Below are 26,903 nucleotides of genomic sequence, written 5' to 3'. Positions count from 1 at the left end.
GGCGCGCTGCGCGCTCGTGAGCACAAAGTGCGGCTATGGCGTCAATTTCTGCTCACATGCGCGCAGCGCACCTACGCGGTGATCAGGGTGCCGACGTGCTCGCCGGCGAGGGCGCGGGTCAGGGCGCCGGGCCGTAGCCCGTTGACGACCTGGACGTGGCGGACGTGGCGCGCCGAGCGCATGAGCTCGAGGACGCCGGGCTCGACGACGAGGTCGGGCAGGTCGCGCGCGAGCAGCTCGTCCACGGAGATCTCGGGGATCAGCTCGGCCGACGGGTCGTTCTTGGGGTTGGCCGTGTACAGGCCGTCCTCGTCCTTGACATAGATCATCCCGGCGCAGCCGTAGGTCTCGGCGACGAGGTAGCAGCCCGCGTCGGTCCGGTACGGGGGGATGACGCCGGCGTCCGGGACGCGCTGCCACATGTCGTAGGGCGGCATCCCGGCGAAGACGGCGGCCCGGACCTCGGCCAGGTGCAGCGGCAGCGAGGCGAGCGCGTGCGGCTCGACCACCGGGATTCCGTGCTTCGCGAGCAGGTACCCCAGCATCGCGGCGTTCTGTCCGGCCACGGAGGACCCGATGTCGGACAGTACGCCCGTCGGGAGGCCGAGCCCGGCGGCCAGGGCGTAGGCGTGCCGGGCGCGGGTCCCGCCCCCGGTCCCGATCAGCAGCCGGTGGTCCGCCGTGGCGGCGACGATCTCCTCCAGCAGCGGGAAGACGGCGGCCCGGCCCCGGTCGACCAGGCTCTGACCGCCCACTTTGACGACGGTCACATCGGGCAGCAGGCGTTCCTCGGGGGCCGCGGCGACCGCCGCCAGCACCTCCGGATCATCGAGAGAACCGCTCGTGAGCAGCGGCGCGAGGTTCATGTCCCCAGTGTGGCGGTACCGCGGCCGAAAGGGATTCACCCGGAGTGTCCGACCCCACGGTGTGCGTGACCCGGCCCGCGGGTCACCCTAGGGACGTGCACCCAGGTGACCAGGCCGACGAGGAACCGACGTCGGAGAAGGACACGCGGCCCGGACGCGGCCCCGTGGATCGTCGGTTCGCGGCCATCATCGGTGCCCTGCGCACCGAGGACCCCCGCTTCGCGCGCCGCGTCTCGGAGGCCCGTCGCCTCCGCAGCGGCCAGATCATGATGCTCGTGGGGTTCCTCGCGACCCTGCTGCTCGGCGTGGTGCCGCTGGCGCTCGGCGTCCAGACCCAGATCACGGTCCTGCTGACCTTCGGCGCGATCGGGATCGCCTTCGTCCCGGTGATCGTCCCGCCGATGGTGGGGCTGATGCTGGGCCGCATGCGCCCCGCCTGGTAGCCGCTCACGCCCTGACGGCGCCCTCGATCCAGCTCAGCAGTTCGCCCTCGACCTCGTCGCGGTTGGTCTCGTTGAGGATCTCGTGCCGTCCGCCGGGCCACACCCGGAACGTGACGTCCTTGAGCCCGGTCCCGCGGTAGCGCTCGGCCAGGGCCTGCGCGACGACGACCGGCCCGCCGACCGGGTCGTGCTCCCCGACCGCGATGTAGACCGGCAGGTCCTGCCGCATCGCGGCCAGCCGCTGGGCGTCGGCGACGGCGCGACCGCCCGTGAGCATCTCGGTGCCCGCCGTCGAGTCGAGGCCGAAACCGCACCACGGGTCGGCGACATAGGCGTCGACCTGGGCCTCGTCCCGGGAGAGCCAGTCGAAGTCGGTGCGCGCGGGGGCGAACGGGGCGTTGAAGCCGGAGAGGTCGATCTCCGCCGAGGTGTCGAGGCCCGCCTCGATCATGTCGAGCAGCGTGGTCCCGGTCAGCACCGCGGCGTCGACGTCCTCGGAGTGGTCGAGCAGGTACTGCTGCACGGCGAACGACCCCATGCTGTGCCCGAGCAGGATCAGCGGCACGCCCGGGAAGTCCTGGCGGCCCAGCTCGACGAGCCGGCCGACGTCGTCCACCAGCGCGGGCCACCCGCCTTGGCCGAGCGAGCCCGGCTGCGTGCCGTTGGCCTGCGCGGTGGCGCCGTGGCCGCGGTGGTCCTGACCCTGGACGAGGAAGCCCGCCCGGGTCAGCACCCCGGCGAGGTGGTCGTAGCGGCGGACGTGCTCGCCCATCCCGTGGGTCAGCTGCACGACCCCGCGGGGATCGCCGGAGGGGAGCCACCGGAAGGCCGCGACGGTCTGGCCGCCCTCGGACGGCAGGTCGATGCGGGTGGGCTCCGTCGGCATCAGGCGTCTCCCGGGTCGGCCCCGCAGCGTCCTCGAGCGGGGCGGGCGGGAGGAGTCTGACCCGCCCGCCCCGTCGATGAGAAGACCCCGGTGTGGATCAGGTCCCGCTGGTCGACAAATTGGTGGTTCCCGACGTCGCGGTGCCCGGCGACGAGGTTCCGGTGCCGGACTGCTGCTGGCTGGTGCCGGGCGCGCCGCCCGGCCCACCACCGGGCCCGCCGGGGCCGCCCGGTCCGCCGCCGAGCAGCGGTCCGGTGAGCATCGAGACCCCCGTCCCGAGCAGGAACGCGACGACGCCGATCACCGCGGCCACCCGGGCGCTGACGGTGCGCCGGGTCTTCGCGGCGGCGGGGGCGGGAGCTGCTGAAGTCGCGGCCTCGACCGGGCGGTGCCGGGCGGCGTCGGCGTCGTCGTACCAGGCCGGGGTGTCGTACGGGTCGGCTGCGCTCGGGGGCGTGGAAGCGGTCATGGGACGAAGCTTCCGGGCGGGTTCTGGATGACCGGTGTGACCGACCTGTGGTCCGCGTGTGGTCCCGGTGCCTGTCGCCGCTCAGCCGGCGGGTCGCCGACGCCGCCACCACCGACGGCGCTCGACCGGGGGCGGCGCCGCGGGCCGTGGCGCCGGCCGGGACGCGGCGCGGGCCTCCCGCCACCGCGCCACGACCGCGTCCGCGGACGGCCGCCGGATCGGCACGGCCGGACCCGACGGTGCCCGCAGGTGGTCGACGACCCGACGGTCCAGATCGGCCACGACCTCCCGCACCGCCTCCTCGTCACGCAGGTCGCGGACGGCGTCGTCGAGCCCCTCGATCTCCTTGCGCAGCCGCAACGACGGCGGGAGCAGGGCGTCGGTGGACACGCCCTCGGTGCGCAGCTTCGACCGGATCCACCAGTTCTCGTCGTGCTGGGACGGCAGCTTCAGCGGTTTCCCCGCCCCGGGCAGGTCGTCGAACTGGCCGGCTTCCATGGCCTTGCGAATCTGCTCGTCGACCCGCGACTCGTAGCGTCTCCGGTAGGCCTCCGGGTCACCACGCACCCCGTCACCGTGCCATCGGTGACGGGGGCGTGGCCATCCGGGCGGGAGGTCAGTCGGCCTGCAGCACCACCGTCTGGACCGCCCACGGCGTGAGCGGCGCACTCGGCGTCAGGGACACCGGGGCGGCAGGGTCGGCGGAGAGCGCCGGCCGGGTGACCAGCGCCGTGGTGGCCTTGACGACGTTGTCGGCCTTGACCACCCAGGCGGACGACAGCGGGTCGGGCGTGGTCAGGTCGGCGACGCCGGTGCCGGCGACGAAGTAGAGGACCTGGATGCCCTTCTCGTCCGGGCCCGGGGACGCGGTGACGGCCCCGCCGTTGCCGGTCGCCTCGCCCGGCGCGGTGGCCGTCGCGACGTGGGACCAGGCGCCGACCCCGCCGAGCAGGGTCGCCGGGGTGTCGGTGGTGAACGTCGACGGGCCGGTGGCGTCGGTGGCCCGCGTCGTGAACAGTGTGACCGACCCGGTGCCGCCGGGCAGCGGGGTCGTCCGCAGCGTCGTCCAGCCCTGCGGGGGCCGCACCTCACCGGCGCCGGACCGGAAGACCTGCGCGACCAGCATGTCGCCGGCCACGGCGCCCCCGGGCGCGTCGAGCGTCAGCGTCGTCGCGGTGTCGGCGCTCGTGTAGGAGATGGACCGTGACAGCGGCAGGTAGGGGACGGTCGTCCCCACGACCACGCCCGCCGCCAGGGCGATCACGGCGAGGGCCGCGGCGCCGCTCCAGAGCGCGGTCGGGCTGGGCGCGGAGCGCGCGGCCGCGACGCCGATGACGATCAGCAGGCCGGCGATCCCGACGACCAGGCCGAGCAGCGGGGCGCTCGAGGCCGTGCGGTACCCCCGGACGGCGAGCTCGCCGATCGCCACGGCGATCCCGACGACGGCCAGCAGCGCCCCCAGGCCGATCACCACGCGCTGCGGCGTGGGGGTCAGGTTGACGGTGGCGACGGCGGCCGCGGTCACGACGACGAGCACGGCCGCGGTCGCCCACGCGACCGGACTGGTGAGGCCATCCGCGGACACCACGGCCAGCACGGCGACCACGACGGCCGCAACCATGGCGACGGTCTTGCGCACGTCGACCTTCTCCTCTCTCCGGGCCTCTCGGCCCTGCTCTGATCGGTTGAGTCTCCACCGGCTGTCAGACGCAGTCAGTGCTCGGCCCGTGGAGTGTCGGTCCGGGAGGCTCCACCGTTTCGGACGTTCGGGTCACCCCATCGGACGGCAAAGCATGTCACGGTTGCATCACGATGTGTGAGATCAGTGAGAGAGCACTCCCGGATCTTCGCGGGGCGCCAGGGCGGGTCCCGGGGATCACCGCTGAGGCCTCCCACCAGCACCGACGGTGGCGCGACGACCACCGGATCGGGTGGGGAGGTTGACTCGGCACACGATTTCAGGACGGGTCGGATCGTTTTCGGGAGTTGCCCACGCCACCTGGTTGAGCGGTTACGTGGACACAGCGGGTGTCGATGGTCTCCGAGCGAGGGACAGCAGGAGAGCATCGGACCAGGGGGGAAGCGTTGGTGTTCCGGGGATACGCGAGGGTCGCGCCGCAGGGCGAGGACCCGACGGACCAGGCGGGACGGCTGCGTGCCGCCGGCGTGGACCCCGCCCGGATCCGCACCGACCACTCGGGGGGTGCGCGGGGAGCCCGTCCGGAGCTCGACGCGCTCCTCGCGGACCTGACCGCGGGTGACGTCCTCGTGGTGACCGGCCTGGAGCGGCTCGCGTCGTCGGTACTGCACATGGTGGCCATCGGGCAGCGGCTGCACGCCGCCGACGCCGAGCTGTGCGCCCTCGACGAGTCCGTGGACACCAGGACGCCGTCGGGTCAGGGACTGCTCGCCGCGCTGGCCATGCTCGGCGGCCTGCAGCGCACCCTGGTGTCGAGCAGCACCCGCGCCGGGCTCGACGCCGCCCGGTCCCGCGGCCGGCGTGGCGGACGTCCGCCCCGGCTCGACCGGGAGGCCGCCGCCGAGGCGCGGCGGCTCTACGACCAGGGCCACTCGGTGACCGAGATCGCGGAGCGGCTCTCGGTGCCGCGCACGACGCTCTACGGCCACCTCCACCGGCCGTCCTGACCCGCACTTCACGGACCGGACGCTGGGGTGGCGCGGTGCCGGCCGTCCTCGCGCTCGCAACCACCGGCGTCCCGGGCGCCGGGCTGCCGCCGCTGACCCTCGCCCGGGCCTTCACCGCCTGGACCGCCCGTCCCGCCGTGCTCGCCGGCGTGGCCCTCCTCGGGGGCGGCTACCTGGCCGGCGTCCGTCGGGTGCGCCGCGACGGGGGCGCCTGGCCCACCCGCCGGCTGGTGTCGTTCCTCGTCGGGGTCGCGGCGCTGGTGCTGGTCGGGGCGAGCGCGATCGCGGTGTACGACGACACGCTGTTCTGGACGCGGGCGCTGCAGGGCGTGGTCCTGCTCCTGGTGGCACCGATGCTGCTCGCCGGCGGGGCACCGCTGACCCTCGCGCGCGACACGCTCCCCACCGCCGTCGTCGGGCGCCTGGGGACGGTGCGCCGCTCCCGGGCGGCGCGGGCGGTCTCGTCGCCGGGGATGGCCACGATCGCGCTCATCGCGCCGCCGTTCGTGCTCTACCTGACCGGGCTCTACCCGCTCGAGCTGCGCAGCGGCGTCGTCAGCGGGCTGGTCGCGGTCGCGCTGCTCGCCGCGGGACTGCTCTACGTCGTCAGCCGGCTGCAGATCGACCCGGTCCCGCGCCCGACCCACCACGGGCTGACCCTCGGCGTCGCGATCGCCGAGATGGTCGCCGACGGCGTGCTCGGGCTCGTGCTCTGGATGGGCCCGCTGCTCGCCGTCTCGCACTACGCCGCGCTCGACCGCGACTGGGGCCCCGACCAGCGCACCGACCAGGCCATCGGCGCCGGGGTCTGGTGGATCGGCGGGGACCTCGCCGGCCTGCCGTTCCTCGGGGCGATCGCGGTGCGCTTCGCGGCGTCCGACGCCCGCGAGGCCCGCCGCATCGACGCGGAGCTGGACGCGGCCGAGCGGGAGGCGGCCGCGGAACAGAGCCGTGAGGACGACGACGGCGAGCGCCCGCGGCTCTGGTGGGAGGACGACCCGCGCTTCGCGGACCGGTTCCGCCGCTCTTAGCGGATCTCCTCAGGCCGGCTCGGTTCGTCCCGTTCCGGCGGGCTCGTGCCGGGGCACGCAGGTCCGCGGGTCCGCCACGAGCCGGTCCGACCCTGTCACGCTCGACGATCATGACGACGGTGCGCGAGGCAACGGGTGTCCGCCGGACGAGCCCGATCGCCCGCCACGTGATCGCGGGCCGCCGCGCGATCGCGGCGACGCTGCAGCGGCCGCTGGCGTCCTACTACATCGTCGTCGGGCTCACCGTGGTCCTCGCCGGCCTCGGGCTGGTCATGGTGCTCTCGGCGTCGTCGATCGACTCGCTCACCCGGACCGGGAGCCCCTACGGCACCTTCGCCCACCAGATCGTCTACTGCGCGGTGGGCGGGGTGGCGTTCCTGCTGGTCGGCCGGGTGCCGGTGCGGCGCTGGCGGGTCACGAGCCCGTGGCTGCTCGGGCTCTCGCTGCTCGCCCTCGTCGCGGTGATGGTCCCGGGCCTGGGATCCTCGGTGGCCGGCGCGCAGAAGTGGTTCGTCGTCGCCGGGCTCTCGCTGCAGCCCAGCGAGCCCGCGAAGCTGGCGCTGGTGCTCTGGGGCGCGCACGTGCTGCTGGCGCGGCGCGGGCCCGGCGCCGGGCGGCGCGGCTGGAGCTGGCAGTCGCTGCTGCCCGTCGTGCCGGTCGCCCTCCTCACCGCGGGCCTCATCGTCCTCGAGCCCGACCTCGGATCGGCCCTCGGCATCGTCGTCGTGCTGTTCGCCCTGCTGTGGTTCGCCGGTGTGCCCGGGCGGCTGCTCGGGCTGCTCTCCGCGGGGGCCCTCGCGGGGGTCGCGGTGCTGGCGGTGACCGCGAGCTACCGGCTGGCCCGGCTCACCTCGTTCCTGGGCGGCGGCGGGGACGACTCCCTCGGCGCCGGCTACCAGTCCCAGCAGGCACTGTTCTCGCTCGCCGACGGCGGCCTGCTCGGCGACGGGCTCGGGCAGGGCGCGGCGCAGTGGAGCTACCTGCCGAACGCGTCCAACGACTTCGTGTTCGCCATCCTCGGCGAGGAGCTCGGGCTGGTCGGCTCGCTCGCCGTGCTCGGGCTGTTCGCCCTGCTGGGCTGGGTGGGGCTGCGGATCGCCGCGCGCACCGTCGACCCGTGGAACCGGGTCGTCGTCGCCACCCTCACGATCTGGCTCGTCGCGCAGGCCGTGATCAACATCGGATACGTGCTGGGCCTGCTACCGGTCACCGGGATCACGCTGCCGTTGATCTCCGCGGGCGGCAGCTCGGTGATCGTCAGCATGATCTCGCTCGGCCTGCTCGCGGCCGCCGCGCGCGACGAGCCCGACGCCCGCGTGGCACTCGCCCGTGGCGCCGAGGTCCGCTCCCGGGGCTAGGGTCGCGAGCGGCCCCGGTGATCACGCTCGGGGCGGTCGACGAGGACGGAGTGATGGACGTGGAGGTCCTGGCCGGACGGGACGCGGTGCACCAGGCGATCGGGCGCGAGCTCGGCCCCGGCGAGTGGTTCACGATCGACCAGCGCTCGGTCGACGGCTTCGCCGACGTCACCGAGGACCACCAGTGGATCCACGTCGACCCGGAGCGGGCGAAGTCGGGGCCCTTCGGCACGACGATCGCGCACGGGTTCCTCACGCTCTCGCTGCTGCCGCACCTGGCGAACTCGGCGCGGAGGTTCGAGGGCGTGTCGATGGGCGTCAACTACGGCCTCAACAAGGTCCGCTTCCCGCGGCCGGTCGCGGTCGGCGCCCGCGTGCGGGCCCGCGTCACGATCGCGGACGCCACCGACCTCGAGGGCGACGGCGTGCAGGTCGTCCAGCGGGTCACAGTCGAGATCGAGGGCGAGGACAAGCCGGCCGTCGTCGCGGACTGGGTCACGCGCACGTACTTCTGACGACGGTGCAGAGAGGGTTCCCGTGAGCCGCCGGATACACCTCAACGCGTTCGCCATGATGTGCGCCGGGCACCAGTCGCCGGGCCTCTGGCGCCACCCCGACGACCAGGGCTTCCGCTACACCGACCTGGACCACTGGACGTCGCTCGCGCGCCTGCTCGACGACGCCGGGTTCGACGCGCTGTTCCTGGCCGACGTCCTGGGCGTCTACGACGTGGCCGGCGGCTCGCGTGACGCCGCCGTCCGCGCCGGCATCCAGGTCCCGCTCGGCGACCCGATGATGCCGGTGTCGGCGATGGCGGCGGTGACCTCCTCGTTGGGTTTCGGCGTCACGGTGTCGACGTCCTACGAGCACCCCTACGCGCTCGCCCGCCGGTTCGCGACGCTGGACCACCTGACCAGGGGACGGGTCGGCTGGAACGTCGTCACCGGCTACCTGGAGTCGGCGGCGGCGAACCTGGGTCTGGGCGCGCAGCTGCCGCACGACGAGCGCTACGCGCAGGCCGACGAGTACCTCGAGGTGTGCTCGCGGCTGTGGCGGGAGTCGTGGGAGGACGACGCGGTGGTGCTGGATGCCTCCGGTGGCACCTACACCGACCCGGCGAAGGTGCACGACGTCGCGTTCCACGGCCGGTACTACGACGTGCCCGGCCCGTTCCTGTGCGAGCCGTCCCCGCAGCGCTCCCCGGTGATCTTCCAGGCCGGGGCGTCGGCGCGGGGGCTGGCGTTCGCGGGGCGGCACGCCGAGGCGGTGTTCGTGTCGGGGCCGTCGACGGCGGTGGTGGGCGGGCAGGTCTCCCGGCTGCGGGACGCCGTGTCCGACGCCGGGCGCGACCCCGCCTCGGTGACGGTGTTCGTACAGCTGGCACCGGTGGTGGCGTCGACGTCGGCGGAGGCTGCCGACCTGTACTCGGCGTACGTGTCGTCGTACTCCCGGGAGGGGGCGCTCGCGCTGTTCGCGGGTTGGACGGGGCTGGACCTCACCGGCATCGACCCCGCCGAGCCGCTGCGCTACGTGGAGTCCGACGCCGGACGATCGGCGCTCGCGTCGTTCACCACCGACGACCCGTCGCGCGAGTGGACCGTCGACGAGGTCGCCCGGCACCTCGCGGTGGGCGGGCGCGGGCCGGTGGCGGTGGGCTCGGGGACCGAGGTCGCCGACGAGATGGAGACCTGGATCGACGAGACCGGCGCCGACGGGTTCAACCTCGCCTACGCGGTGACTCCGGGGACGTTCGCGCAGGTGGCGGAGCACGTGGTGCCCGAGCTGCGGCGGCGGGGCCGGATGCCGGCGTCCCCGGAGCCGGGGATGTTGCGGGAGCGGCTTGCTTCGCGCTGACGCGCATGTGCGTGCCCTATCGGCGTGCTGTAACTCTGTCGTGCCCTGACACGAAAACGCACGCACATGGCGTCAGCCCAACAGGCCGCGCAACGACTCCCGGTACTGCTCGAACGCCCGCCGGCCGGCCGGGGTCAGGGCCGCGTAGGTGACCGAGGTCCGGCGCTCGTGGGCCTTCGTCACCTCGACGTACCCGGCGTCCTCGAGCTTGCGCAGGTGGGTCGAGAGGTTCCCCGCGGTCATGTCCAGCAGCTGCTGCAGGCGCGGGAACGTCAGCCGGTCGTCCGGGCTCAATGCGGCCAGCGTCGCCGTCACCCGGAGCCGGGCCTGGGCGTGGATGACCGGGTCGAGCCCGACCGGGGTCTGGTCGGTGCTCACCGGCGGCTCTTCGCGTGCAGCCACAGGCCCAGGACGATGAACCCGCCCCCGCCGGCCAGCGCCAGCACGGCGAAGTTCGCGGGATAGCCGACGAAGACGCTGAGCACGCCGGTCGCGAGCGTCCACACCCCCAGGACGTACTGCGGCACGTGGTTCCACAGCGCGCCGCCCGCGAGGTAGAGCAGCCCGACGACGAGCAGCGCGGAGCCCGACCAGATCAGGCTGAGCGTCGGACCCGGCACCCCGAGGAACCCGACCCGGATGTTGATCGCGAAGAGCGCGGCGAACCCGAGCAGCCAGGCCCAGCCGTACAGGGCGCCGATACGCTTCGTCGGGCCCGCGAGGCCGTGGGTGCTGCGGGCGACGGTGATCCCGGTGCTCGCCAGCGGCACGATCGCGGCGACGACCAGCAGGACGGTGACGACGGCGTCGGGCAGGACACCGCGGATCGCCAGCCAGACGCCGCCGAAGCCGACCAGGTAGCCGAGGCCCCACGGCAGGAACATGCCGAGCGGGCTGGGGCGCAGCGCCGTCGTGGTGCGCTGCTGCTGCGCGTCGATGGCGGCCAGGGCGTCGGCCGCGGTCGGGTGCTCGGCCGGGCCGTCGTGGGTGCTCGTGTCCATGAGTGCGCTCCTCGTTCGGTGCAAACAAGTTTGCGGCGCAAAGCGCTTGGCGTCAAGGAGCGGTCGTGCGGCAGGCGAGCGGGTTCCCGAGGGGAGGATCCGGTCGCTCCATGCGCTCGAGGGTTCCCCTCGTGCGGGCGGCAGCGGAAGGCTGCCGACGAGCTCAGCCGCGGGCGGCCTTCCCGAGCGCCCCGCGCGCGATGATCACCTGCTGGATCTGGCTGGTCCCCTCGTAGATGCGGAACAGCCGCACGTCGCGGTAGATGCGCTCCACCGGCACCCCGCGCATGTAGCCCGAGCCGCCGTGCACCTGGACCGCCCGGTCGGCGATCCGCCCGACCGCCTCGGAGCAGAAGTACTTCGCCGTCGACGGCCCGGTGACCTTGTCCGAGCCGTCGTCGTAGGCCTTCGCCGCCTCGCGGACCAGGGCACGCCCGGCGTGCCAGTCGGTCACCGAGTCGGCGACCAGGCCCTGCACCAGCTGATACGTCGCGATCGGGTGCCCGCCCTGCTCGCGCTCGGAGGCGAACGCGGTCGTCTCGTGCACCAGCCGCGCGGCCATCCCCATGCACAGCGCCGCGATGTGCAGCCGGCCGTGGGCCAGGCACTTCAGCGCCGTGACATACCCGCGGTGCAGGCCCTCATCGCCGCCGACGAGGTTCTCCGCCGGCACCCGGACGTCGTCGAGGTAGACCTCGCAGGTCCAGGAGCCGCGCTGGCCCATCTTCGCGTCGTGCTGGCTGAACGAGACCCCGGGTGCGTCGGTCGGCACCAGGAACGTCGAGATGCCCCGGGCCGGGGACGCGTCCGGGTCGGTGCGGGCGAACACCATGAGCACGTCGGCGAGCGGGGCGTTGGTGATCCAGCGCTTGGTGCCCGAGAGCACGAACCCCTCCCCGTCGCGCACCGCCGTCGTCGTCAGCGACGACGGATCCGACCCGGCGTCGGGCTCGGTCAGCGCGAACGAGGCGACCACCTCACCGGACGCCAGCCGCGGCAGCCACCCGGCGCGCTGGGACTCGGTGCCCCCGGTCAGCAGCACCTGCCCGGCGATCCCGTTGTTGGTGCCGAACAGCGAACGCAGCGACGGCGTGGTCCAGCCCAGCTCCATCGCCAGCTCGACCTCCTCGCTCATCGACAGCCCGATGCCGCCGTAGGACTCCGGGATGGCGAACCCGTAGAGCCCCATCGCCTTGCACGCCGCGCGCAGCGACTCCGGGACCTCATCGGCCTCCTCGATCTCGTCCTCACGCGGGACGACCTGCTCGCGCACGAACTCGCGCACCGACGCCAGCACGTCGGCGAAGTCGGAGGGGTCCACGGATGTCCTCTCGGGGATCGGGGTCTGACACTTCCCGCCATCCTCGCGCGGGCTCAGCCGTTCGGCCGGACGACGAGATCGGTGATGTGCGCGTCCGGCGACGCCGTCACCGCGGTCAGGACCGCCGCCGCCACCGAGTCCGGCCGCAGGTAGGAGGCCGCGTCGTAGGTCCCGCCCTCGTGGGCCACGACCGCGCGCTGCATGTCGGTGTCGACCCGGCCCGGGTGCACCGAGCACACCCGCAACGACGGTTCCTCGGCCCGCAACGAGTCCGCGAACGCCCGCAGCGCGAACTTCGACGCCGCGTACGACCCCCAACCCGGTCGCGCGGCCAGCCCCGCCCCCGAGTTCACGCACACGACGGTGCCCTCGGCTGCCCGCAGCGCCGGGAGCAGCAGCCGCGTCAGCTCCGCGACCGCCACGACGTTCACCTCGAACTGCTGCCGCCAGACCTCCGCGGAGAGTTCCTCGACGGTCCCGAGCAGGCCGACCCCGGCCGAGTGCACCAGCACGTCGACCTCGTCGATCCGCTCCGTCGCGGCGGCGAGCGCGGCGGGGTCGGTCAGGTCCACCGGCCACGGCAGGGCGCGGTCCCCGAGACGGCCGGCGGCGGCGGACAGGGCCGGTGCGTCACGACCGCCGAGCAGCAGGTCGTGGGTCGGGGCGAGGGCCGTCGCGACCGCCTCTCCGATGCCGCGGGAGGCGCCCGTGACCAGCGCGAGCGGGCGTTGGGAACTCACCGGCGCACCCTAACGAGACGAGCCCCGGGCGGTTCACACCTGGATCTGGAGATCCCACTCCACCGTGTGGTCACCGGCCGTGACGCGTCACGGGTCGCCGGTGGACGCGTTGGACGGGGCGTCGCTTCAACCCACGGAGCGTGACGGACCGATCATCGTGCGACTTTCGTTCCCCAGCTGGGTCGCGCACGGTCCGACGGGACTGCCCCGAACGGTCCCGACGCCATGACGGCCGGCGCCCCGCGACCCGCGCGGGGCGCCGGATCGTCAGTGTCCCACCGACCTCATCGCTGCACGACGACGGTGTCACCGACGTGCAGCGTGCGGAAGAACGTCCGCGCCGCCGAGTCGGACAGGTGCACGCAGCCCGCGGACTGCCGCGACAGGCTCCCGGTGTGGAACGCGATGCCGCCGTTGAAGAACACCGACCAGGGCATCGGGGCGTCATCGAACTCGGACGAGCGGTGGTCCGCGTCCTTCCAGGTGACGTGGAACGTGCCGGGCGGCGTCCGCTCGCCGGGCCGGCCGGTGGTGATCGGCGCGGAGAGGACCACGTGTCCGCCGCGCACCAGCCAGGCGCGCTTCTGCGAGATCGAGACGCAGGCCCCGTCGGTGAGCCCGCAGGGCAGGGAGGACGAGGACGACGACGAGGCGGTGCGCGTCGTCGTGGTCGAAGCCGGCAACGAGACGGCGACGGCGGGTGCGACGGTCCTCGCCGGCGCGGTCACCGTCGTCGTCGGCGCGACGCTCGCGACCGGGAGCGCGACCGGTGCCGCGGCGGCCACCGCGGCCTCGGGCCCCGTCGACCCGGATGCGCCGGAGAGCCCCAGGCCCGCCGTGATCCCCAGTGCGCCGACCAGCGCCACGGCCGAGCCCGCGATCGTCGTCCTCACCCGCATGCCGACCCCCGACCCCTGGTGCGGCCCCGCCAGGGGACCGCTGTGTAGTAGCCATCGCTGCGATGGGCCGGTCGCGTTATCCGGCTACCCCGAAGGGGTGACCCGGACGCCGTCACAGGAGGGTGGGTCGGGGTGGTCCGGCGCGGATAAGGTCTCGCGTCGTGGCGGACTTGGTGGTGGTCGGAGCATCGTTGGCCGGGCTGAAGGCAGCCGAGGCGGTGCGGGGTGACGGGTTCGAGGGCTCGGTCGCGCTGATCGGCGCGGAGGAGCACCTGCCCTACGACCGGCCGCCGCTGTCGAAGGAGCACCTCGCGAACGACGAGCCGGGCGACTCCACCTACCGCGAGCAGGAGAAGCTCGACGAGCTCGGCGTGGAGCTGGTGCTCGGTGCCCCCGCGACCGCCCTCGACCTGGACGCCCGCACCGTCACCGTCGGCGATCAGCAGATCGGCTACGGCGGGCTCGTCATCGCGACCGGCGCCGACGCCCGCGCGCTGCCCGCCTCGGTGTGCGCGCCGGACCTGGCCGGGGTCGTCACGCTGCGGACCCGGGACGACTCGGCCCACCTGCACCGGCTGCTCCGCGCGGACGGCAACCCGCGGGTGACCGTGGTGGGCGCCGGGTTCATCGGCTCCGAGATCGCCGCGGTCGCGCGCAAGCGCGGGCACGAGGTGACGATCGTCGAGGCGCTCCCGGTCCCGCTGGTGCGCGGCGTGGGGGAGCGGATGGGCCGGGCGCTCACCGACATCCACGAGCGGCACGGCACCCGCGTGCTCACCGGCGTCTCGGTCGCCGAGGTCCGGGGCACCGACGCGGTCGAGGCAGTGGTGCTCGCCGACGGCACCGTGATCGACACCGACGTGCTCGTCGTCGGGATCGGCGCGGCCCCCAACACCGGCTGGCTGGAGTCCTCGGGGCTCACCCTCTCCGACGGCGTGGTCGCCGACGAGACACTGGCCGCGGCGCCGGGGGTCTACGTGGCGGGCGACGTCGCCCGCTGGCCGAATGCGCTGTTCGACGACGTCCTGGGCTCGTCGATGCGCCTCGAGCACTGGACGTCGGCCTCCGAGCAGGGGGCGCGGGCGGCCCGCAACGCGGTGGACCCGTCGTCGGCGCAGCCCTACACGACGGTGCCCTACTTCTGGTCCGACTGGTACGACAGCCGCATCCAGTTCGTCGGCGTCTCCCGCTCCGGCGAGGGCCTCGCCGACGTCGAGGAGGAGGTCGTGATGGGCGACGAGGGCGGTCCCTTCGTCGCGCTCTACCGCTTCGGTGACCGGCTCGTCGGCGCGCTCGCGGTCGACAAGCGCGCCGAGGTGATGCAGTACCGGCGCCTGATCATGAACAAGGCGAGCTGGGACGAGGGCCAGGAGAAGGCCGAGGAGCGCCGCCAGCGCGCCGCGAAGAAGGCGGCCGAGGCCGCCGCCGGCTAGGTCAGCGCATCAGCCCGACGACGGCGGCGCCCACCAGGCCGCCGCTGGTCGCGGTGAACGAGACCAGGCTCGTGATCTGGAACCACGCCCGGGTCGCGGCGCGGGGCGAGAACGCCAGCGGGACGAACAGCGTCGGGTTGACCCAGGTTCCGACGACGATCACGACGGCCAGCCAGGTCGGCAGCCCCGGTACGGCGAGACCGACCGCGATCAGGATGATGCCCATGATCACGTAGTCGAGGTGCGCCTGGAGGATGCGCCGCGGCTTGCGCACGCCGGCCCGCTCCACCCAGGCCGGCTTGATCATCGACGCCGCGACCGCCCAGCCGAGCACCGCCCCGAGCGCCAGCTCCACCAGACCGATCCGCGTCAGCACGTCCACGTCGGCGATCGTGCCCCGTGGCGGGACGCTGTGCTAGGTCAGTCCGGCGCTGCCGATACCGTCGAGCAGACGGTCGAGGCCGGTCGCGAAGACCCGCTCGAGGTCGTAGGCGTAGGGGCCGACGCGATGCAGCGCCGGTCCGGCGTGGCGCGCGAGGGCCCGGTTCACGCCGGGGTCGCGGTCGGTCCAGGAGTCGGCGTCCAGCCCGGTGTCGGCCTCGGCCTCGCGCTCGGCGGCCAGGGTGATCGCCATGCCGCGGACGTAGCCGACGAGCACGATGTGCAGGTCGAGGCGCCGCTCGGGGTCGGGCTCGACCAGCTCCAGTGCCGACAGGTCCCACTCCGCGAGCGCGAACAGCGCGGGCAGCGGCTGCGGGCGGTGCAGCGAGATCGCCCGCGCCGCCCACGGGTGCCTGCCGTACACGGCCCACTGGCGCCGCGCGCCCGCCCGGAGCCGCTCCCGCCACCCGGCCGCGGGTCCGAGGTCGGGCTCCGGCTCGGCCGCGAAGACGTGGTCGAGCATCGCACCGACCAGGTCGTCCTTGCCCCGGACGGCGCCGTACAGACTCATCGTCGCCAGCCCGAGCTCGCCCGCGATCCGGCGCATCGACACCCCGGCCAGCCCGTCGGCGTCGGCCAGGTCGACGGCGAGCGCGACGACGGCCTCACGGTCCGGGGCGGCCCCGGCCGCGCGCCGGGCGGGCCGGCGTCGGACCGGCCGGGCGGCGACGACCGTGCCGACCCGCGGCAGGGTCTCGACGAGCCCCTCGTCGCGCAGCAGGGCCACCGCGCGCGAGGCGGTCGCCGACGCGACGCCGAACTCGCCGACCAGGGCCCGGACCGACGGCACCCGGTCCCCGGGGCTCATCCCGGCCGCGATCCGCTCGCGCAGCGCCGCGGCGACGCGACGGAACGGGACGTCGTCGTCGGGACCGCCCTCGCCGTCGCCGGGACCTCCGCTGTCCTGCCACACGCTGTCCTCCCTGGCCACGACGAGGCACGGTCACCGTCGTTCGTACACCGTCCAGACTGCTTCCGGGAGAACCTCGTGCACGTCCTCGTCTCCGGCGCCGGGATCGCCGGCCCAACCTTCGCCCACGGCCTGCTGCGGGCCGGGCACCGCGTCACCGTCGTCGAGTCCTCGCCCGCACCCCGCCCGGGCGGCCAGGCGATCGACGTCCGCGGACCCGCGCTCGAGGTCGCCGACCGCCTCGGGATCAGCGCCGACATCCGGGCCGCCCGCACCGACATGCGCGGGATGTCGATCGTCGCGGCCGACGGGCGCGAGCTGATGAGCACCACGTCGACGACGCTGACCGGCGGCCCGGTCGGCGGCCCGGACGTCGAGATCCTGCGCGACGACCTCGCGACGCTGCTGCTCGCCGCGGCCCCCGGGGCGGAGTACGTCTTCGGTGACCGCGTCACCGCTCTCGCCGAGCACGACGACGGGGTGGACGTCACCCTCGCGAGCGGCCGGACCGAGCGCGCGGACGTCGTCGTCGGCGCCGACGGGCTGCACTCGACGGTGCGCGCCCTCGCCGGGTTCCCGACCGACGGCGTCCTGCGCCACCTCGGCAGCCACCTCGCCGTCTACACGATGCCCAACGAGTTCGGGCTGGACCGCTGGCAGGTGTTCTGCCGGTTCCCGGACGCGATGGCCGGGCTCTACACCGCCCGCGAGAACGCCGAGGTCCGCGTGAACCTGGGCTGGGAGGCGCCGGGCCTGTCCTACGACCACCGCGACCTCACCACCCAGCGCCGGCTGGTCACCGAGGCGTTCGAGGGCCGCGGCTGGTGGGTGCCGCGGATGCTGGCCGGGCTCGCCGACGCGCCCGACTTCTACCTGGCGCCGATGTCCCAGGTCGTGCTGCCCCGGTGGTCGGCCGGTCGCGTCGTGCTTCTCGGGGACGCCGCCTGGTGCACCACGCCGATGTCCGGGCAGGGGACCTCGCTCGCGATGATCGGCGCGCACCTGCTGGCCCACGAGCTCGGCCCGCTCGGTGCCGTGCCCTCGGCGTCGGCGCTCGACGAGGCGTTCAGGCGGTGGGAGTCGACGCTGCGCCCGGTCGTGCTCGACGACCAGCGGCTCGCGATCGAGAACGCCGAGCGGACATCGGCGATGGCCGAGGCGCTCGACGTCGAGGGCGCCGAAGCGGCGATCGGCGGCGGGGACGAGCAGTGGGCGGCGACGACGGCGGCCACGCGGCTCGTGCTGCCGTGAGCGCGCTCAGACGCCGTGCGCCGGCCGGATGTGCTCGAAGATCAGGCTGGTGACGGTGCCCGCGACGTCGCGGTGACCGTTGAGGGTGGCGACGAGGTCGCGCAGCCCGACCGTGCCCGCCGTCGCGACGTGGAGCAGGTAGTCGTCCTCGCCGGCGACGAAGTACACGTCGCGCACGGCGGGCAGGCGCCGGACGAGGCCGAGGAACTCGCCGAGCCGGTCGCGGGCGTCGCTCTGCAGCCGGACCGAGATCATGGCCTGCAGCGGCAGTCCGACGGCGGCCGGGTCGACGTCCGCGTGGTACCCGCGGACGACCCCGCGCTCGCGCAGCGAACGCACCCGCGCGAGGCAGGTGGACGGCGCGATCCCCACCGACTCGGCCAGCGCGGCGTTGGTGATCCGCGCGTCGGCCGCCAGATGGCGCAGCAGGGCGCGGTCGACGTCGTCCAGTGCCGCCGGCTCCGGCTCGCCGGCCCGCAGATGATTCGGCGGACCCGCCCGGTCGATCTCCACGTCGTCGTGAAATTCACTCACAAGAGCAGGTTACAGAACCTTCTTCAGCGATATTCCCGCTGTCACGCAGATCGTTCACCATGGAGGTGACGGCGCACGGTGAACGGAGGAGAAGGCCATGAAGGTCGCGGTGCCTGCCGAGGTCAAGAACAACGAGTTCCGGGTGGCGCTCACGCCCGGTGGCGTGCGCGAGCTGATCGCCCACGGCCACGAGGTCACCGTCGAGCAGGGCGCGGGGGTCGGCTCCGCGTTCGGCGACGACGAGTACAAGGACGCGGGCGCCCGGATCGTCGCCGACCCCGACGCGGTCTGGGGCGAGGCCGAGATGGTCGTCAAGGTCAAGGAGCCGGTCGCGTCCGAGTACCACCGCCTGCGCGCCGACCAGACGCTCTTCACCTACCTGCACCTGGCCGCGAGCCGCGAGTGCACCCAGGCCCTCCTCGACGCGGGCACCACCGCGATCGCGTACGAGACCGTGACACGCGCCGGGCGGCTGCCGCTGCTGGCGCCGATGAGCGAGGTCGCGGGCCGGCTCGCGCCCCAGGTCGGCGCGTACCACCTGATGCGGTCCAACGGCGGGCGCGGGCTGCTGCTCGGCGGCGTCCCCGGTGCCCCGGCGGGCAACGTCGTCGTCCTCGGCGGCGGGGTCTCCGGCCGGGCGGCCATCCAGATGGCGGTCGGGATGCACGCGCGGGTCACGGTGCTCGACACCAACCTCGACACGCTGCGCGAGCTCGACGCCCACTACGCGGGCCGGGTCCAGACGCTGTACTCGAACGTCGAGAACCTCGAGCGCGCGGTGCTCGACGCCGACCTCGTCGTCGGCGCGGTCCTGATCCCGGGCGCGAAGGCCCCGAAGCTGGTGACCAACGAGCTGGTCGCGCGGATGAAGCCGGGCGCCGTGCTCGTCGACATCGCCATCGACCAGGGCGGCTGCTTCGCCGACTCGCACCCCACCACGCACTCGGAGCCCACGTTCGCGGTGCACGACACGCTCTTCTACTGCGTGGCGAACATGCCCGGCGCGGTGCCGAACACGTCCACCCACGCGCTCACCCACGCGACGCTGCCGTTCGCGACCGCGCTGGCCGACCGCGGCTGGCGCGACGCCCTGGCCGCCGACCCGGGCCTCGCGGCCGGGCTGGCGACGCACGCGGGGGAGCTCTACAGCGCCACCGTCGGCGAGGCCCACGGGCTGCCGGTCACGTCGCTCTGACGCGGTTCCCGAGCCGCGGCGGGGCCGACGACGTCCCAGGCGCCGTCGGCCCCGCCGTCCCGCGGGCTCGGCACCGGCAGGGATCCGGTGGCGCGGTCGGCAGCGGTGGTCCGCTGCGCCCGCGTCCCGGTCATCCCCCGCAGTGCGGCCGCGAGGTCCTGGGTGGCCGCGATCGAGGTGAGGTCGTAGACCACCGTCGCGCCGGCCACCCGCAGTGTCAGCCGCCCGAGCCGCCCGCCCCCGGCGCGTTCGCACACCGTCGCCGAGACCTCGAGCTCGTCGTACCCGGCGACCCGGTGCGCGCGTCCCTCGCGGACGACGACCCGGTCGGGCAGGAAGGCGACGTCGCGGCGCGCGGCCGCGAAGGTCGGCACCGCGAGATCAGCCCGCAGGTGGCGCGGCCCGTCGACCCGGCGCGCGACGGCCTGGTGACCCCCGTGCGGCGCGACCTCCCAGACCGCGGGCTCCCAGCTCGTCGCGGTCATCCGGTGCCGCTCCCAGACCCCGACCAGTCGCTCGTGGCGCGACGAGGGCGTGGACCCCGGACGCAGGTAGGTGGCGACGACGGTGCGACGGGCGCGGTCGATCTGGCCCACGACGGCAAGCGTCGGCAGCGCCAGCAGTGCGACGACGACGGCGGGGGCGATCCCGGCGACCAGGGCGGTGCCGACGACGACGGCGAGGGCGGCGCACCAGGCGAGCGGCGCGTGCGCGCGGTGGCCGGCGGCGTCGTCGAGGGAGCCGGCGAGGGCGTCAGCGTCGGCGGCGGGCAGCGCGTCGGCGGGCTCGCCGGGGGACGAGGTCAGGCAGGACGTACGGGCGATCGTCACGGTCGGCCTCCTCGAGGTCGGGTGTTCGTGACCGTGTGTCGCTCTGGGTGCTCACCTCGTTACGTCAAGTAGCCTCACCCGATAGGCTGTTCGTCGTAACGGCGCAGGTCATGGGGGCGTCGGCGTCCCGCCTGTCGTTGATCAGGGGTACATGAGGCAGCGCAGCAGCGCGCCGAACCTGCCTGGCGTGCCTCTCGTCGGGGCGCGGGTGTCAGCACCCCGCCCCGCTCAGCCGACCGGCACCCGCCAGCCCCGCGGATCGGCGGCACGACCGAACTGCACGTCGACGAGCTCCGACCGCAGCGCCAGCGTCCGCGGCCCCGGCGTCCCGTCGCCCACGGTGAACTCCCCGCCCGGCTCCCGGAAGCGCACGATCGGGCTGATCACCGCCGCCGTCCCCGCCGCGAACACCTCGGTGATCGCGCCCGACCGCGCGCCCTCGCGCAGCTCGTCCACCGACACCGGCCGCTCGACGGGGCGCAGCCCGTGTCCGGCGGCCAGTTCCAGGACGCTGCGCCGGGTGACCCCGTCGAGGATCGTCCCGAGCGGCGGGGTCACGAGCTCGCCGGCGGCCGTCACCAGCAGCACGTTCATCGTCCCGGACTCCTCGAGCCACCGGTGCTCGACGGCGTCGAGGAACAGCACCTGGTCGCAGGCGTGCTCCCGCGCCACACCCTGCGCCGCCAGGCCGGCCGCGTAGTTGCCCCCGCACTTCGCGTCGCCGGTACCGCCCGGGGCCGCGCGCGAGAGCTCCGGGTCGATCCAGAGGGTCACCCCGACCTCGCGTCCGGAGAAGTAGGGCCCGGCCGGCGAGGCCAGGACCCCGAAGCGCGCCTCGTCCGCCGCGCGCACGCCGAGGAACGCCTCCGTCGCGACCATGAACGGCCGGAGGTAGAGCGTCGCGGGCGGGTCCGGCACCCACGCCGCGTCCAGCCGGACCAGCTCGGTGACGGCGGTGACGAACGCCGAGGCCGGCAGCACCGGCAGCGAGAGCCGCCGCGCCGAGTGCTCGAACCGCGCCGCGTTGCGGTCGGGCCGGAACAGGGCCACCGACCCGTCGGGCTGCCGGTACGCCTTGAGGCCCTCGAAGATCTCCTGCGCGTAGTGCAGGACGGCCGCCGCGGGGTGGAGCGTCATCGGCTCGAGCCCGCGCACTCCGTCGTCGTGCCATCCCCGCTCCGCGGTCCACGACGCCACCGTCATGTGGTCGGAGAACACCCGCCCGAAGCCCGGGTCGACGAGCAGCGACGCCCGTGCCTCGTCGGGCGTGGGCGTCGTCGGCGTCGCGGGGAAGCGCAGGGACAGTCCGGGGTCGACGACGCTGCTCACCAGCGCACCGTGCCACCCCGTACGGTCGTCGCACCAGCGGGTTCCGGGCACCGGGGAGCGGGGTGGAGGCGGACCGTGACGTCCGACGGCGGCGTCGCCCACGACGGCGGCACGGTGACGGACGAGCGTGGGTCGCAGATCGACCGGTGGCTGGTCAGGAAGGCGCGCGACGGGGAGCTGGGCGCCTACGAGGAGCTGATCCGCCGCCACCGCGACCGGATCTATCGCATCGCGCTGCGGATCACCGGGGACGCCGCGGACGCCGACGACGTCACCCAGGAGGTCGTCATCCAGCTCTGGACGGCGCTGTCGGGGTTCGCCGGCAGCTCCGCTTTCACCACCTGGCTCTACCGCGTCGTCGTCAACCGCAGCCTCGACCACCAGCGTCGGGCACGGCGCACCGCGTCCGACGAGCCCACCGAGGGCGACCTCGTCCCGGTCGCCGGGCCGGAGCGCACGGTGGTCGCGGGCGAGGAGCTGCGGGCCGGGCTCGAGGCGATCGCCCGGCTCCCCGACGCCCAGCGGGTGCCGTTCGTGCTGTGTCAGATCGAGGGCCTGAGCTACGCCCAGGCGGCCGCGGTCACGAAGACCTCCGAGGCCACGGTGCGCGGGCGCCTCGCCCGTGCCCGAACCACCCTGCTCGCCGAGATGAGGAGCTGGTCCGCATGACGGGGCCGACCGCGCTGCCCGCACCCGAGGAACGCCTGGCCTGCGGGCGCTGGACGGGGCCGCTCGTCGAGCAGGTCGCCGAGGGGCGGGCCCGGGAGCTCGACGAGCACCAGCGCACCTGTCCGCACTGCCGCGCGGCCCTCGGCGAGTTCGAGCGCCTGTGGGGGCCGGTGCGCGCCGTCGCCGCCGACCGACCGCGCGCTCCCGTGTCCGTCGTCGAGGCGGCGCTGCGCCGCGTGCGCACGGGGTCGCGGGAGGCGGAGTACGGGCGGCTCGATTCCCCGCTCGGGCACACCCGGGTGGCGTCGCGCGTCGTCGTCGCCCTCGCCCGGCACCTGGCCGGCCAGGTCCCCGGGGTCGAGGTGGCGCTCAGCGGGCTCGCCGCGGAGGGCCACGGTGTGGTCGGGGAGGTCGTGCCCGACGTCCAGGCCGGGGTCTCCGGCGGCTCGACGGCGGTACAGATCACCCTCGCCGCCGCGTACGGTCAGGATCTCCAGGCGCTGGGGGAGCGGATCCGCTCCGTCGTCGCCCGGGGGGTCCGCGAGGCGACGGGGCTCGAGCCGGTCGATGTCACCGTTCTCGTCGACGACGTGTGGTGACGGGCGGAATAGTGTTCGGGGAACGGGGTGTTCGCACCCCAGTAGGTGAATATTCAACCAACCCCTAGGGGGTCGGAGGCCGTGTCCGGGAGTGTCGACGTCCGCCGCGGGGCCGACCGTGCCGTGACGACGCACCCGGGCATCGAGACCCGGCACGCGTTCTCCTTCGGCGCGCACCACGAACCGGGCAACACCCACCACGGGCTGCTGCTGGCGCACAACGAGGACCGCATCGACCCCGGCGCCGGGTACGACACCCATGCGCACCGCGACACCGAGATCGTCACCTGGGTACTGACCGGCGCCCTCGCCCACGCCGACTCCGAGGGGCACGCGGGCGAACTGCGGCCCGGCTCCGTGCAGCGGGTGAGCGCGGGCCGGGGCATCGAGCACTCCGAGCGCCACGCGGCCACCGGGCCCGGGGCCGGGGCCGAGGGGCTGCACCTCGTGCAGATGTGGCTGCTCCCCGACTCACCCGGCGCCGCGCCCGACCACGAGCAGCGCGACCTCTCGGCCGCCCTCGCCGGCGGCGACCTCGTGACGGTCGCCTCCGGGATGGCGCGCGACGACGACGGGCCCGGGGTGCGGCTCGGGGTCGCGTCGGCCGCGCTGCACGTCGCGCGGCCCGCCGCCGGGCGCGCCCTCGAGCTCCCCGACGCCGAGTACCTGCACGTCCACGTCGCCCGCGGCACCGCGACGCTCTCGGCCGGGGACGCCCCCGTCGCCCTCGCCGCCGGGGACGCCGCACGGCTGCGGGCCGCCGGACGACCCGCGCTCACTGCCACGACCGACGCCGAGGTCCTCGTCTGGGAGATGCACGAGGGCCTCGGCGACTGACGAGTCCGACGCCGCCACCGGCGCCCATCGAGAAGGAGAACCATCGTGACCACCGAAGCGACCGTGACCCCGGAACCGACCCGGGCGGACGAGCACGAGGGCGGCGACAAGTCGAGCCTGATCACCGCCGACGAGCGCCGGACGCTCACCGAGACCCGCGACCGGATCCGGGCGGAGTTCCTGTTCTCCCGCGAGAACCGGCCGCCGTCCACCGGCCGCGGCATCCACCACTGCGCCCTCATCTGTGCCGACGTACGCACGACCGTCGACTGGTACCAGAACCTGGCGGGCTTCCCCGTCACGGTGCTCTTCGAGAACCGCGACCTGGCCGGCTCGACGCACTTCTTCTTCGACGTCGGGGCCGGCAACCATCTGGCCTTCTTCGACCTGCCGGGCGTCGACCCGGGGCCGTACCAGGAAGTTCTCGGCGGCCTGCACCACCTGTGCATCTCGGTCTCCGAGCAGCACTGGCACCAGATCAAGAACCGGCTCGACGAACGCGGCGCCGACTACATGCTCGAGTCGGGCACCTCGATCTACACCAGCGACCCGGACGGGACGCGCATCGAGTTCATCCACGACCCGCTGGGCCGGATGTACGGCCACGACACGATGTGATCCGAAGTCAGGCCACTCAGGCCACGACCTGGACGCGGTCGCCCGGCTTCAGGGTGCTGTAGAACAGCTGGGAGGCGGCCCAGGAGAGGTGCACGCACCCGTTCGACGGAATGCTGGTGCTGTCCTCGTGGAAGGCGATGCCCGGCTGGAAGAAGACCGCGTTCGGCATCGGGGCGTCGAACTCGGTGCTCCAGTAGTGCTTGACCTTCTCCTCGACGGCGAAGGTGCCCACCGGGGTCGGCGCCTTCGACGTCCCGCCGCGGGCCGCGAACGGGCCCGCGACGACGTGACCCGCCCCGTCGGTGAGCCACGCCTTCCGGTGCGACAGATCGAGGCACGCCTTCGCCGTCGCGGCGCACGGTGTCCCGCCGGTCGTCGCCGGTGCCGGTGCGGCCGCCGGACCGGGCGGCGGGGCGGCCGGCGGAGCCGCCGAGGCCGTGCCCAGGCCGAGGGCGAGCGTCGCCGCGCAGGCGGCGCCGGCGGCTCCGAGTCGCATGACCCAGCGCTGCGCGTGGGTGGGGACCAGGCGGGGGTCGTCACCGGTCACGGCTGAATCAGCTCCTCACGTGTGGGGGATCCACTCTCCGATGATCGGTTCCCCACCCGGCCCGCCGATCATTCGGAGCGATTTCGGCCAAACCGCGGTGATCGGATCGTTGCGAATCCGATGATCGACTCGTCATACGGAATCGACGTAGGCGCGCAGTTCCTGTCGCAATGAGAGGTTCCGACGACGGGCGAGGCGCGCGGCCAGCGCGAGTCCGCCGGCCCAGCACATCACGCCGACCACGAGCGCACCGGCTCGTCCGGCCGACCCCACCGCACGGTCGGCCGCGTTCAGCGCGGGCTCGAGACCGAGCACGACGACCCACGGCGTTCCCAGGCACAGCGCCCAGCGCAGCCAGGTGTGGCGCGCGGCGAGGCGGGCGCGCCACGGCATCGGCCGGTAGGGCAGCAGCACCGAGAGCACGCTCCCGACGCCGAGCCAGCAGAACACCGCGCCCACGTCGGCGAGCGAGGCGCGGCCGAGGTCCGGGGCGTGCCGGGCGAGCAGCTGCGCCCCGAGGGTGACCCCGACCGCGAGCGGCACGATCACCGTCGCGAGCGCGAGGTTCTTGGTGGCGAGGATGCGGGCGATCCCGTGCCCGCTCGAGAGCAGCTCGGCGACCTCCTCGCCGTCGGCGCCGAGCTGGTTGGTGTTCACGACGTCCGCCATGATCCACACGACGACCGCGACCCCGATGTGCGCCGCGGCGAACGCCTCGGGCCGGTTCGGGTGCCAGTGCGACCAGCCCACATAGCCGAGGGCGAGCACGAGGTTCCCGATGACCCCGAGCAGCCGCGTGCGACGGCGGCCGAACGTGGCCGCAACCTCGCCGAGGACGTCCCGGGCGAAACCGGGGGCGACGGCGAGAGGGCTCCCGGCGCGGGTCGTCACCGTGTCCAGGGTAGTCGCGAGGGTCGTGCGGGGTTCAGGAGGCGATCGCGTGCGCGCCGTTCTCCCCGGCCTCGGGCATGTGGTGGCGCACCACCGTCACGGCGACGTCGGTGAGGTCGCCCTCGTCGAGGCCCCGCCGACGACGCGCGGCGTCGAGCAGGGCCGTGGTGCCGTCGAAGGGGCCGTACGAGTCGATCGCCCCGGTCGCGGGGTCGAAGACCAGGACCACGTAGGCGTCGCAGGCGTCCAGCTGGTCCTCGATCGACTCCGCGTCGTCGAGGACGGCGTCCACGAGATGACGCAGGCCCGGCGGGGCGAGGTCGGCGGGCGCGCCCCCGTCAGGCATGTCGGAGTCGTCGTGGTGCGGCAATCGGAAATCGTCCACGAAGATCATCCCCCTCGGATCCGGCGGCCGGGCCCCCCGGCCGAGCTCCGGACGCGTCCCGACCCCGACATCGTTCGGCATCCTGACAATGACGCACGCAGGGTAAGTGCTACGCGCTGTACGCGGGAAAGGGTGTCGTGAACGATCACGATCGAGTCACGAGTACGTATCAACACCCTTGGTGACAGGGTCCCCGGAATCGGGTGACCGGACAGCGCCGCGTGAGTCTTCACAGCCGAGTCGATTGCGACTCTCGCGGCGCCGCACCGCCCGACAGACACCCACATCAGTGAGACGTGAATCACACTGCTAGATCCATTGACGCGACACGCTGCGCGTTCGCGCCTGTTACGAAGGGTGTTGGCTCCACGATCGGGCGGCCTCGGTATCCGCCCGAGGGATGAGGGGTCGCCCGCCCCGCGCCCGGAGCTCCTGGATCGCCCAGGTGTTGCCGTCCGGGTCGGCGAAGCCGAAGAACGTGCCGCCGTCGCGCGGGTCGAGGATCTGCACGTCACTGACCGGCACCCCGCGCCCGGCGAGCTCCGCGTGGGCGGCCGCGGCATCGGCGACGCAGAGCTGCAGTCCGCGCATCGAGCCCGGCGCCATCTCGTTCTGCGACGGCAGGGTCCCGACGACGATCGAGGCGCCGGAGCCGCGCGGGGTCAGCTGGGCGACGTCCATGTGCTCGTTGGTCGTGCGGTGGTCGAGGGTGAAGCCGACCTGGTCGCGGTAGAAGGCGACCGCGCGGTCGAGATCGCTGACGGGCAGGACGACGACTTCCAGGGTCCAGTCCACGGGGTGCTCCTCGGATCGGGTGCGGGGTTCGTTGTGTCCGCGTCGATCTGGAGCGGTGCGCTTCGACGGGGTCGAGTGTGGTGCCGGTCACAGGGTCCGGGAGTGCGTCGCCGGGTGACGAGGCA

Annotated in this window: 32 protein-coding genes; 13 read left to right on the top strand and 19 right to left on the bottom strand. The window is 74.1% G+C overall.

The window, feature by feature from the left end; translation table 11 throughout:
• Positions 1–71 precede the first annotated feature (71 nt).
• Complete coding sequence (locus LQ327_RS02360; RefSeq protein WP_230729924.1) at positions 72–866, bottom strand: amino acid kinase family protein; 795 nt, start codon at positions 864–866, stop codon at positions 72–74.
• A 95-nt stretch (positions 867–961) separates the two neighbouring features.
• Here LQ327_RS02360 and LQ327_RS02355 point away from each other — a divergent pair, with 95 nt between their 5' ends.
• On the top strand, positions 962–1,309 hold the full coding sequence (locus LQ327_RS02355; protein WP_230729923.1) for a DUF3040 domain-containing protein: 348 nt from the start codon (positions 962–964) through the stop codon (positions 1,307–1,309).
• Positions 1,310–1,313: 4 nt separating this feature from the next.
• Here the strand turns inward: LQ327_RS02355 and LQ327_RS02350 are convergent, their stop codons facing one another.
• The 4 genes from LQ327_RS02350 to LQ327_RS02335 form a co-directional block, all read right to left on the bottom strand.
• Positions 1,314–2,195 carry an alpha/beta hydrolase gene (locus LQ327_RS02350; RefSeq protein ID WP_230729922.1) on the bottom strand — a complete coding sequence of 294 codons (882 nt, stop codon included), beginning with the start codon at positions 2,193–2,195 and terminating at the stop codon, positions 1,314–1,316.
• 97 nt (positions 2,196–2,292) lie between these two features.
• Complete coding sequence (locus LQ327_RS02345; RefSeq protein ID WP_230729921.1) at positions 2,293–2,664, bottom strand: hypothetical protein; 372 nt, start codon at positions 2,662–2,664, stop codon at positions 2,293–2,295.
• Between the two features lie 81 nt (positions 2,665–2,745).
• Complete coding sequence (locus LQ327_RS02340; protein WP_230729920.1) at positions 2,746–3,231, bottom strand: DnaJ family domain-containing protein; 486 nt, start codon at positions 3,229–3,231, stop codon at positions 2,746–2,748.
• A 49-nt stretch (positions 3,232–3,280) separates the two neighbouring features.
• Complete coding sequence (locus LQ327_RS02335) at positions 3,281–4,303, bottom strand: hypothetical protein (RefSeq protein WP_230729919.1); 1,023 nt, start codon at positions 4,301–4,303, stop codon at positions 3,281–3,283.
• 449 nt (positions 4,304–4,752) lie between these two features.
• Here LQ327_RS02335 and LQ327_RS02330 point away from each other — a divergent pair, with 449 nt between their 5' ends.
• From LQ327_RS02330 to LQ327_RS02310, 5 genes are all read left to right on the top strand, one after another.
• Complete coding sequence (locus LQ327_RS02330) at positions 4,753–5,310, top strand: recombinase family protein (RefSeq protein ID WP_230729918.1); 558 nt, start codon at positions 4,753–4,755, stop codon at positions 5,308–5,310.
• 35 nt (positions 5,311–5,345) lie between these two features.
• Positions 5,346–6,341, top strand: a complete 996-nt coding sequence (locus tag LQ327_RS02325; RefSeq protein WP_230729917.1) for a cytochrome c oxidase assembly protein — start codon at positions 5,346–5,348, stop codon at positions 6,339–6,341.
• Between the two features lie 110 nt (positions 6,342–6,451).
• Positions 6,452–7,699 carry a putative lipid II flippase FtsW gene (gene ftsW, locus LQ327_RS02320; protein WP_230729916.1) on the top strand — a complete coding sequence of 416 codons (1,248 nt, stop codon included), beginning with the start codon at positions 6,452–6,454 and terminating at the stop codon, positions 7,697–7,699.
• A gap of 59 nt (positions 7,700–7,758) precedes the next feature.
• On the top strand, positions 7,759–8,214 hold the full coding sequence (locus tag LQ327_RS02315; protein ID WP_372460636.1) for a MaoC family dehydratase: 456 nt from the start codon (positions 7,759–7,761) through the stop codon (positions 8,212–8,214).
• 22 nt (positions 8,215–8,236) lie between these two features.
• The gene (locus LQ327_RS02310) at positions 8,237–9,553 is read left to right on the top strand and encodes an LLM class flavin-dependent oxidoreductase (RefSeq protein ID WP_230729914.1); all 1,317 of its coding nucleotides are present in this window, start codon (positions 8,237–8,239) and stop codon (positions 9,551–9,553) included.
• Positions 9,554–9,625: 72 nt separating this feature from the next.
• Here LQ327_RS02310 and LQ327_RS02305 read toward each other — a convergent pair whose 3' ends face one another.
• From LQ327_RS02305 to LQ327_RS02285, 5 genes are all read right to left on the bottom strand, one after another.
• Positions 9,626–9,931, bottom strand: a complete 306-nt coding sequence (locus tag LQ327_RS02305) for a transcriptional regulator (RefSeq protein WP_230729913.1) — start codon at positions 9,929–9,931, stop codon at positions 9,626–9,628.
• The gene (locus LQ327_RS02300; protein ID WP_230729912.1) at positions 9,928–10,554 is read right to left on the bottom strand and encodes a hypothetical protein; all 627 of its coding nucleotides are present in this window, start codon (positions 10,552–10,554) and stop codon (positions 9,928–9,930) included. The genes LQ327_RS02305 and LQ327_RS02300 overlap by 4 nt, the downstream gene beginning before the upstream one ends.
• A gap of 163 nt (positions 10,555–10,717) precedes the next feature.
• Complete coding sequence (locus tag LQ327_RS02295) at positions 10,718–11,875, bottom strand: acyl-CoA dehydrogenase family protein (protein WP_230729911.1); 1,158 nt, start codon at positions 11,873–11,875, stop codon at positions 10,718–10,720.
• A 53-nt stretch (positions 11,876–11,928) separates the two neighbouring features.
• Positions 11,929–12,615: an SDR family oxidoreductase gene (locus LQ327_RS02290; RefSeq protein WP_230729910.1), complete on the bottom strand. Its 687-nt coding sequence runs from the start codon at positions 12,613–12,615 to the stop codon at positions 11,929–11,931.
• Positions 12,616–12,899: 284 nt separating this feature from the next.
• On the bottom strand, positions 12,900–13,508 hold the full coding sequence (locus LQ327_RS02285) for a L,D-transpeptidase (protein WP_372460590.1): 609 nt from the start codon (positions 13,506–13,508) through the stop codon (positions 12,900–12,902).
• A gap of 167 nt (positions 13,509–13,675) precedes the next feature.
• Here LQ327_RS02285 and LQ327_RS02280 point away from each other — a divergent pair, with 167 nt between their 5' ends.
• Complete coding sequence (locus LQ327_RS02280; RefSeq protein ID WP_230729908.1) at positions 13,676–14,947, top strand: NAD(P)/FAD-dependent oxidoreductase; 1,272 nt, start codon at positions 13,676–13,678, stop codon at positions 14,945–14,947.
• 1 nt (position 14,948) lies between these two features.
• Here the strand turns inward: LQ327_RS02280 and LQ327_RS02275 are convergent, their stop codons facing one another.
• Positions 14,949–15,329, bottom strand: a complete 381-nt coding sequence (locus tag LQ327_RS02275; RefSeq protein ID WP_230729907.1) for a hypothetical protein — start codon at positions 15,327–15,329, stop codon at positions 14,949–14,951.
• 33 nt (positions 15,330–15,362) lie between these two features.
• The gene (locus LQ327_RS34495) at positions 15,363–16,319 is read right to left on the bottom strand and encodes a GntR family transcriptional regulator (protein WP_230729906.1); all 957 of its coding nucleotides are present in this window, start codon (positions 16,317–16,319) and stop codon (positions 15,363–15,365) included.
• Positions 16,320–16,376: 57 nt separating this feature from the next.
• On the opposite strand from LQ327_RS34495, the gene LQ327_RS02265 reads away from it, so the two are divergent.
• Complete coding sequence (locus tag LQ327_RS02265) at positions 16,377–17,549, top strand: FAD-dependent monooxygenase (protein WP_230729905.1); 1,173 nt, start codon at positions 16,377–16,379, stop codon at positions 17,547–17,549.
• A gap of 6 nt (positions 17,550–17,555) precedes the next feature.
• Here LQ327_RS02265 and LQ327_RS02260 read toward each other — a convergent pair whose 3' ends face one another.
• Positions 17,556–18,083: an Lrp/AsnC family transcriptional regulator gene (locus tag LQ327_RS02260; protein ID WP_230729904.1), complete on the bottom strand. Its 528-nt coding sequence runs from the start codon at positions 18,081–18,083 to the stop codon at positions 17,556–17,558.
• A 97-nt stretch (positions 18,084–18,180) separates the two neighbouring features.
• On the opposite strand from LQ327_RS02260, the gene ald reads away from it, so the two are divergent.
• Positions 18,181–19,278 (top strand): alanine dehydrogenase, encoded by a 1,098-nt coding sequence (gene ald / locus LQ327_RS02255; RefSeq protein ID WP_230729903.1) that lies wholly within the window; start codon positions 18,181–18,183, stop codon positions 19,276–19,278.
• Here the strand turns inward: ald and LQ327_RS02250 are convergent.
• Positions 19,227–20,108, bottom strand: a complete 882-nt coding sequence (locus LQ327_RS02250) for a hypothetical protein (protein WP_230729902.1) — start codon at positions 20,106–20,108, stop codon at positions 19,227–19,229. The genes ald and LQ327_RS02250 overlap by 52 nt on opposite strands.
• A 228-nt stretch (positions 20,109–20,336) precedes the next feature.
• Positions 20,337–21,437, bottom strand: a complete 1,101-nt coding sequence (locus LQ327_RS02245; RefSeq protein ID WP_308286233.1) for a branched-chain amino acid aminotransferase — start codon at positions 21,435–21,437, stop codon at positions 20,337–20,339.
• A gap of 75 nt (positions 21,438–21,512) precedes the next feature.
• Between LQ327_RS02245 and LQ327_RS02240 the strand changes: the two genes are divergently transcribed.
• The 4 genes from LQ327_RS02240 (at position 21,513) to LQ327_RS02225 (ending at position 24,160) form a co-directional block, all read left to right on the top strand.
• A complete protein-coding gene (locus tag LQ327_RS02240; RefSeq protein WP_230729901.1) occupies positions 21,513–22,106 on the top strand; it encodes an RNA polymerase sigma factor in 594 nt (197 codons plus the stop codon).
• On the top strand, positions 22,103–22,705 hold the full coding sequence (locus tag LQ327_RS02235; RefSeq protein WP_230729900.1) for an Asp23/Gls24 family envelope stress response protein: 603 nt from the start codon (positions 22,103–22,105) through the stop codon (positions 22,703–22,705). Before LQ327_RS02240 ends, LQ327_RS02235 begins: the two co-directional genes overlap by 4 nt.
• 81 nt (positions 22,706–22,786) lie before the next feature.
• Positions 22,787–23,542: a pirin family protein gene (locus LQ327_RS34490; protein WP_230729899.1), complete on the top strand. Its 756-nt coding sequence runs from the start codon at positions 22,787–22,789 to the stop codon at positions 23,540–23,542.
• 120 nt (positions 23,543–23,662) lie between these two features.
• A complete protein-coding gene (locus LQ327_RS02225) occupies positions 23,663–24,160 on the top strand; it encodes a VOC family protein (protein ID WP_372460635.1) in 498 nt (165 codons plus the stop codon).
• Between the two features lie 16 nt (positions 24,161–24,176).
• Here LQ327_RS02225 and LQ327_RS02220 read toward each other — a convergent pair whose 3' ends face one another.
• The 4 genes from LQ327_RS02220 to LQ327_RS02205 form a co-directional block, all read right to left on the bottom strand.
• Entirely contained in the window at positions 24,177–24,707 is a 531-nt protein-coding gene (locus LQ327_RS02220) for a L,D-transpeptidase (protein WP_230729898.1), read from the bottom strand.
• A gap of 132 nt (positions 24,708–24,839) precedes the next feature.
• On the bottom strand, positions 24,840–25,598 hold the full coding sequence (locus tag LQ327_RS02215) for a hypothetical protein (RefSeq protein ID WP_230729897.1): 759 nt from the start codon (positions 25,596–25,598) through the stop codon (positions 24,840–24,842).
• 34 nt (positions 25,599–25,632) lie between these two features.
• Positions 25,633–25,983, bottom strand: coding sequence for a hypothetical protein (locus LQ327_RS02210; protein WP_230729896.1), 351 nt, complete (start codon positions 25,981–25,983; stop codon positions 25,633–25,635).
• Between the two features lie 348 nt (positions 25,984–26,331).
• Positions 26,332–26,778: a VOC family protein gene (locus LQ327_RS02205; RefSeq protein WP_230729895.1), complete on the bottom strand. Its 447-nt coding sequence runs from the start codon at positions 26,776–26,778 to the stop codon at positions 26,332–26,334.
• Positions 26,779–26,903: the final 125 nt, after the last annotated feature.

Source organism: Actinomycetospora endophytica, from assembly GCF_021026375.1.
GTDB classification, from domain to species: Bacteria; Actinomycetota; Actinomycetes; order Mycobacteriales; family Pseudonocardiaceae; genus Actinomycetospora; species Actinomycetospora endophytica.
Note: the sequence above shows the minus strand (reverse complement) of the source record. Positions and strands in the feature narration are given on the sequence as shown.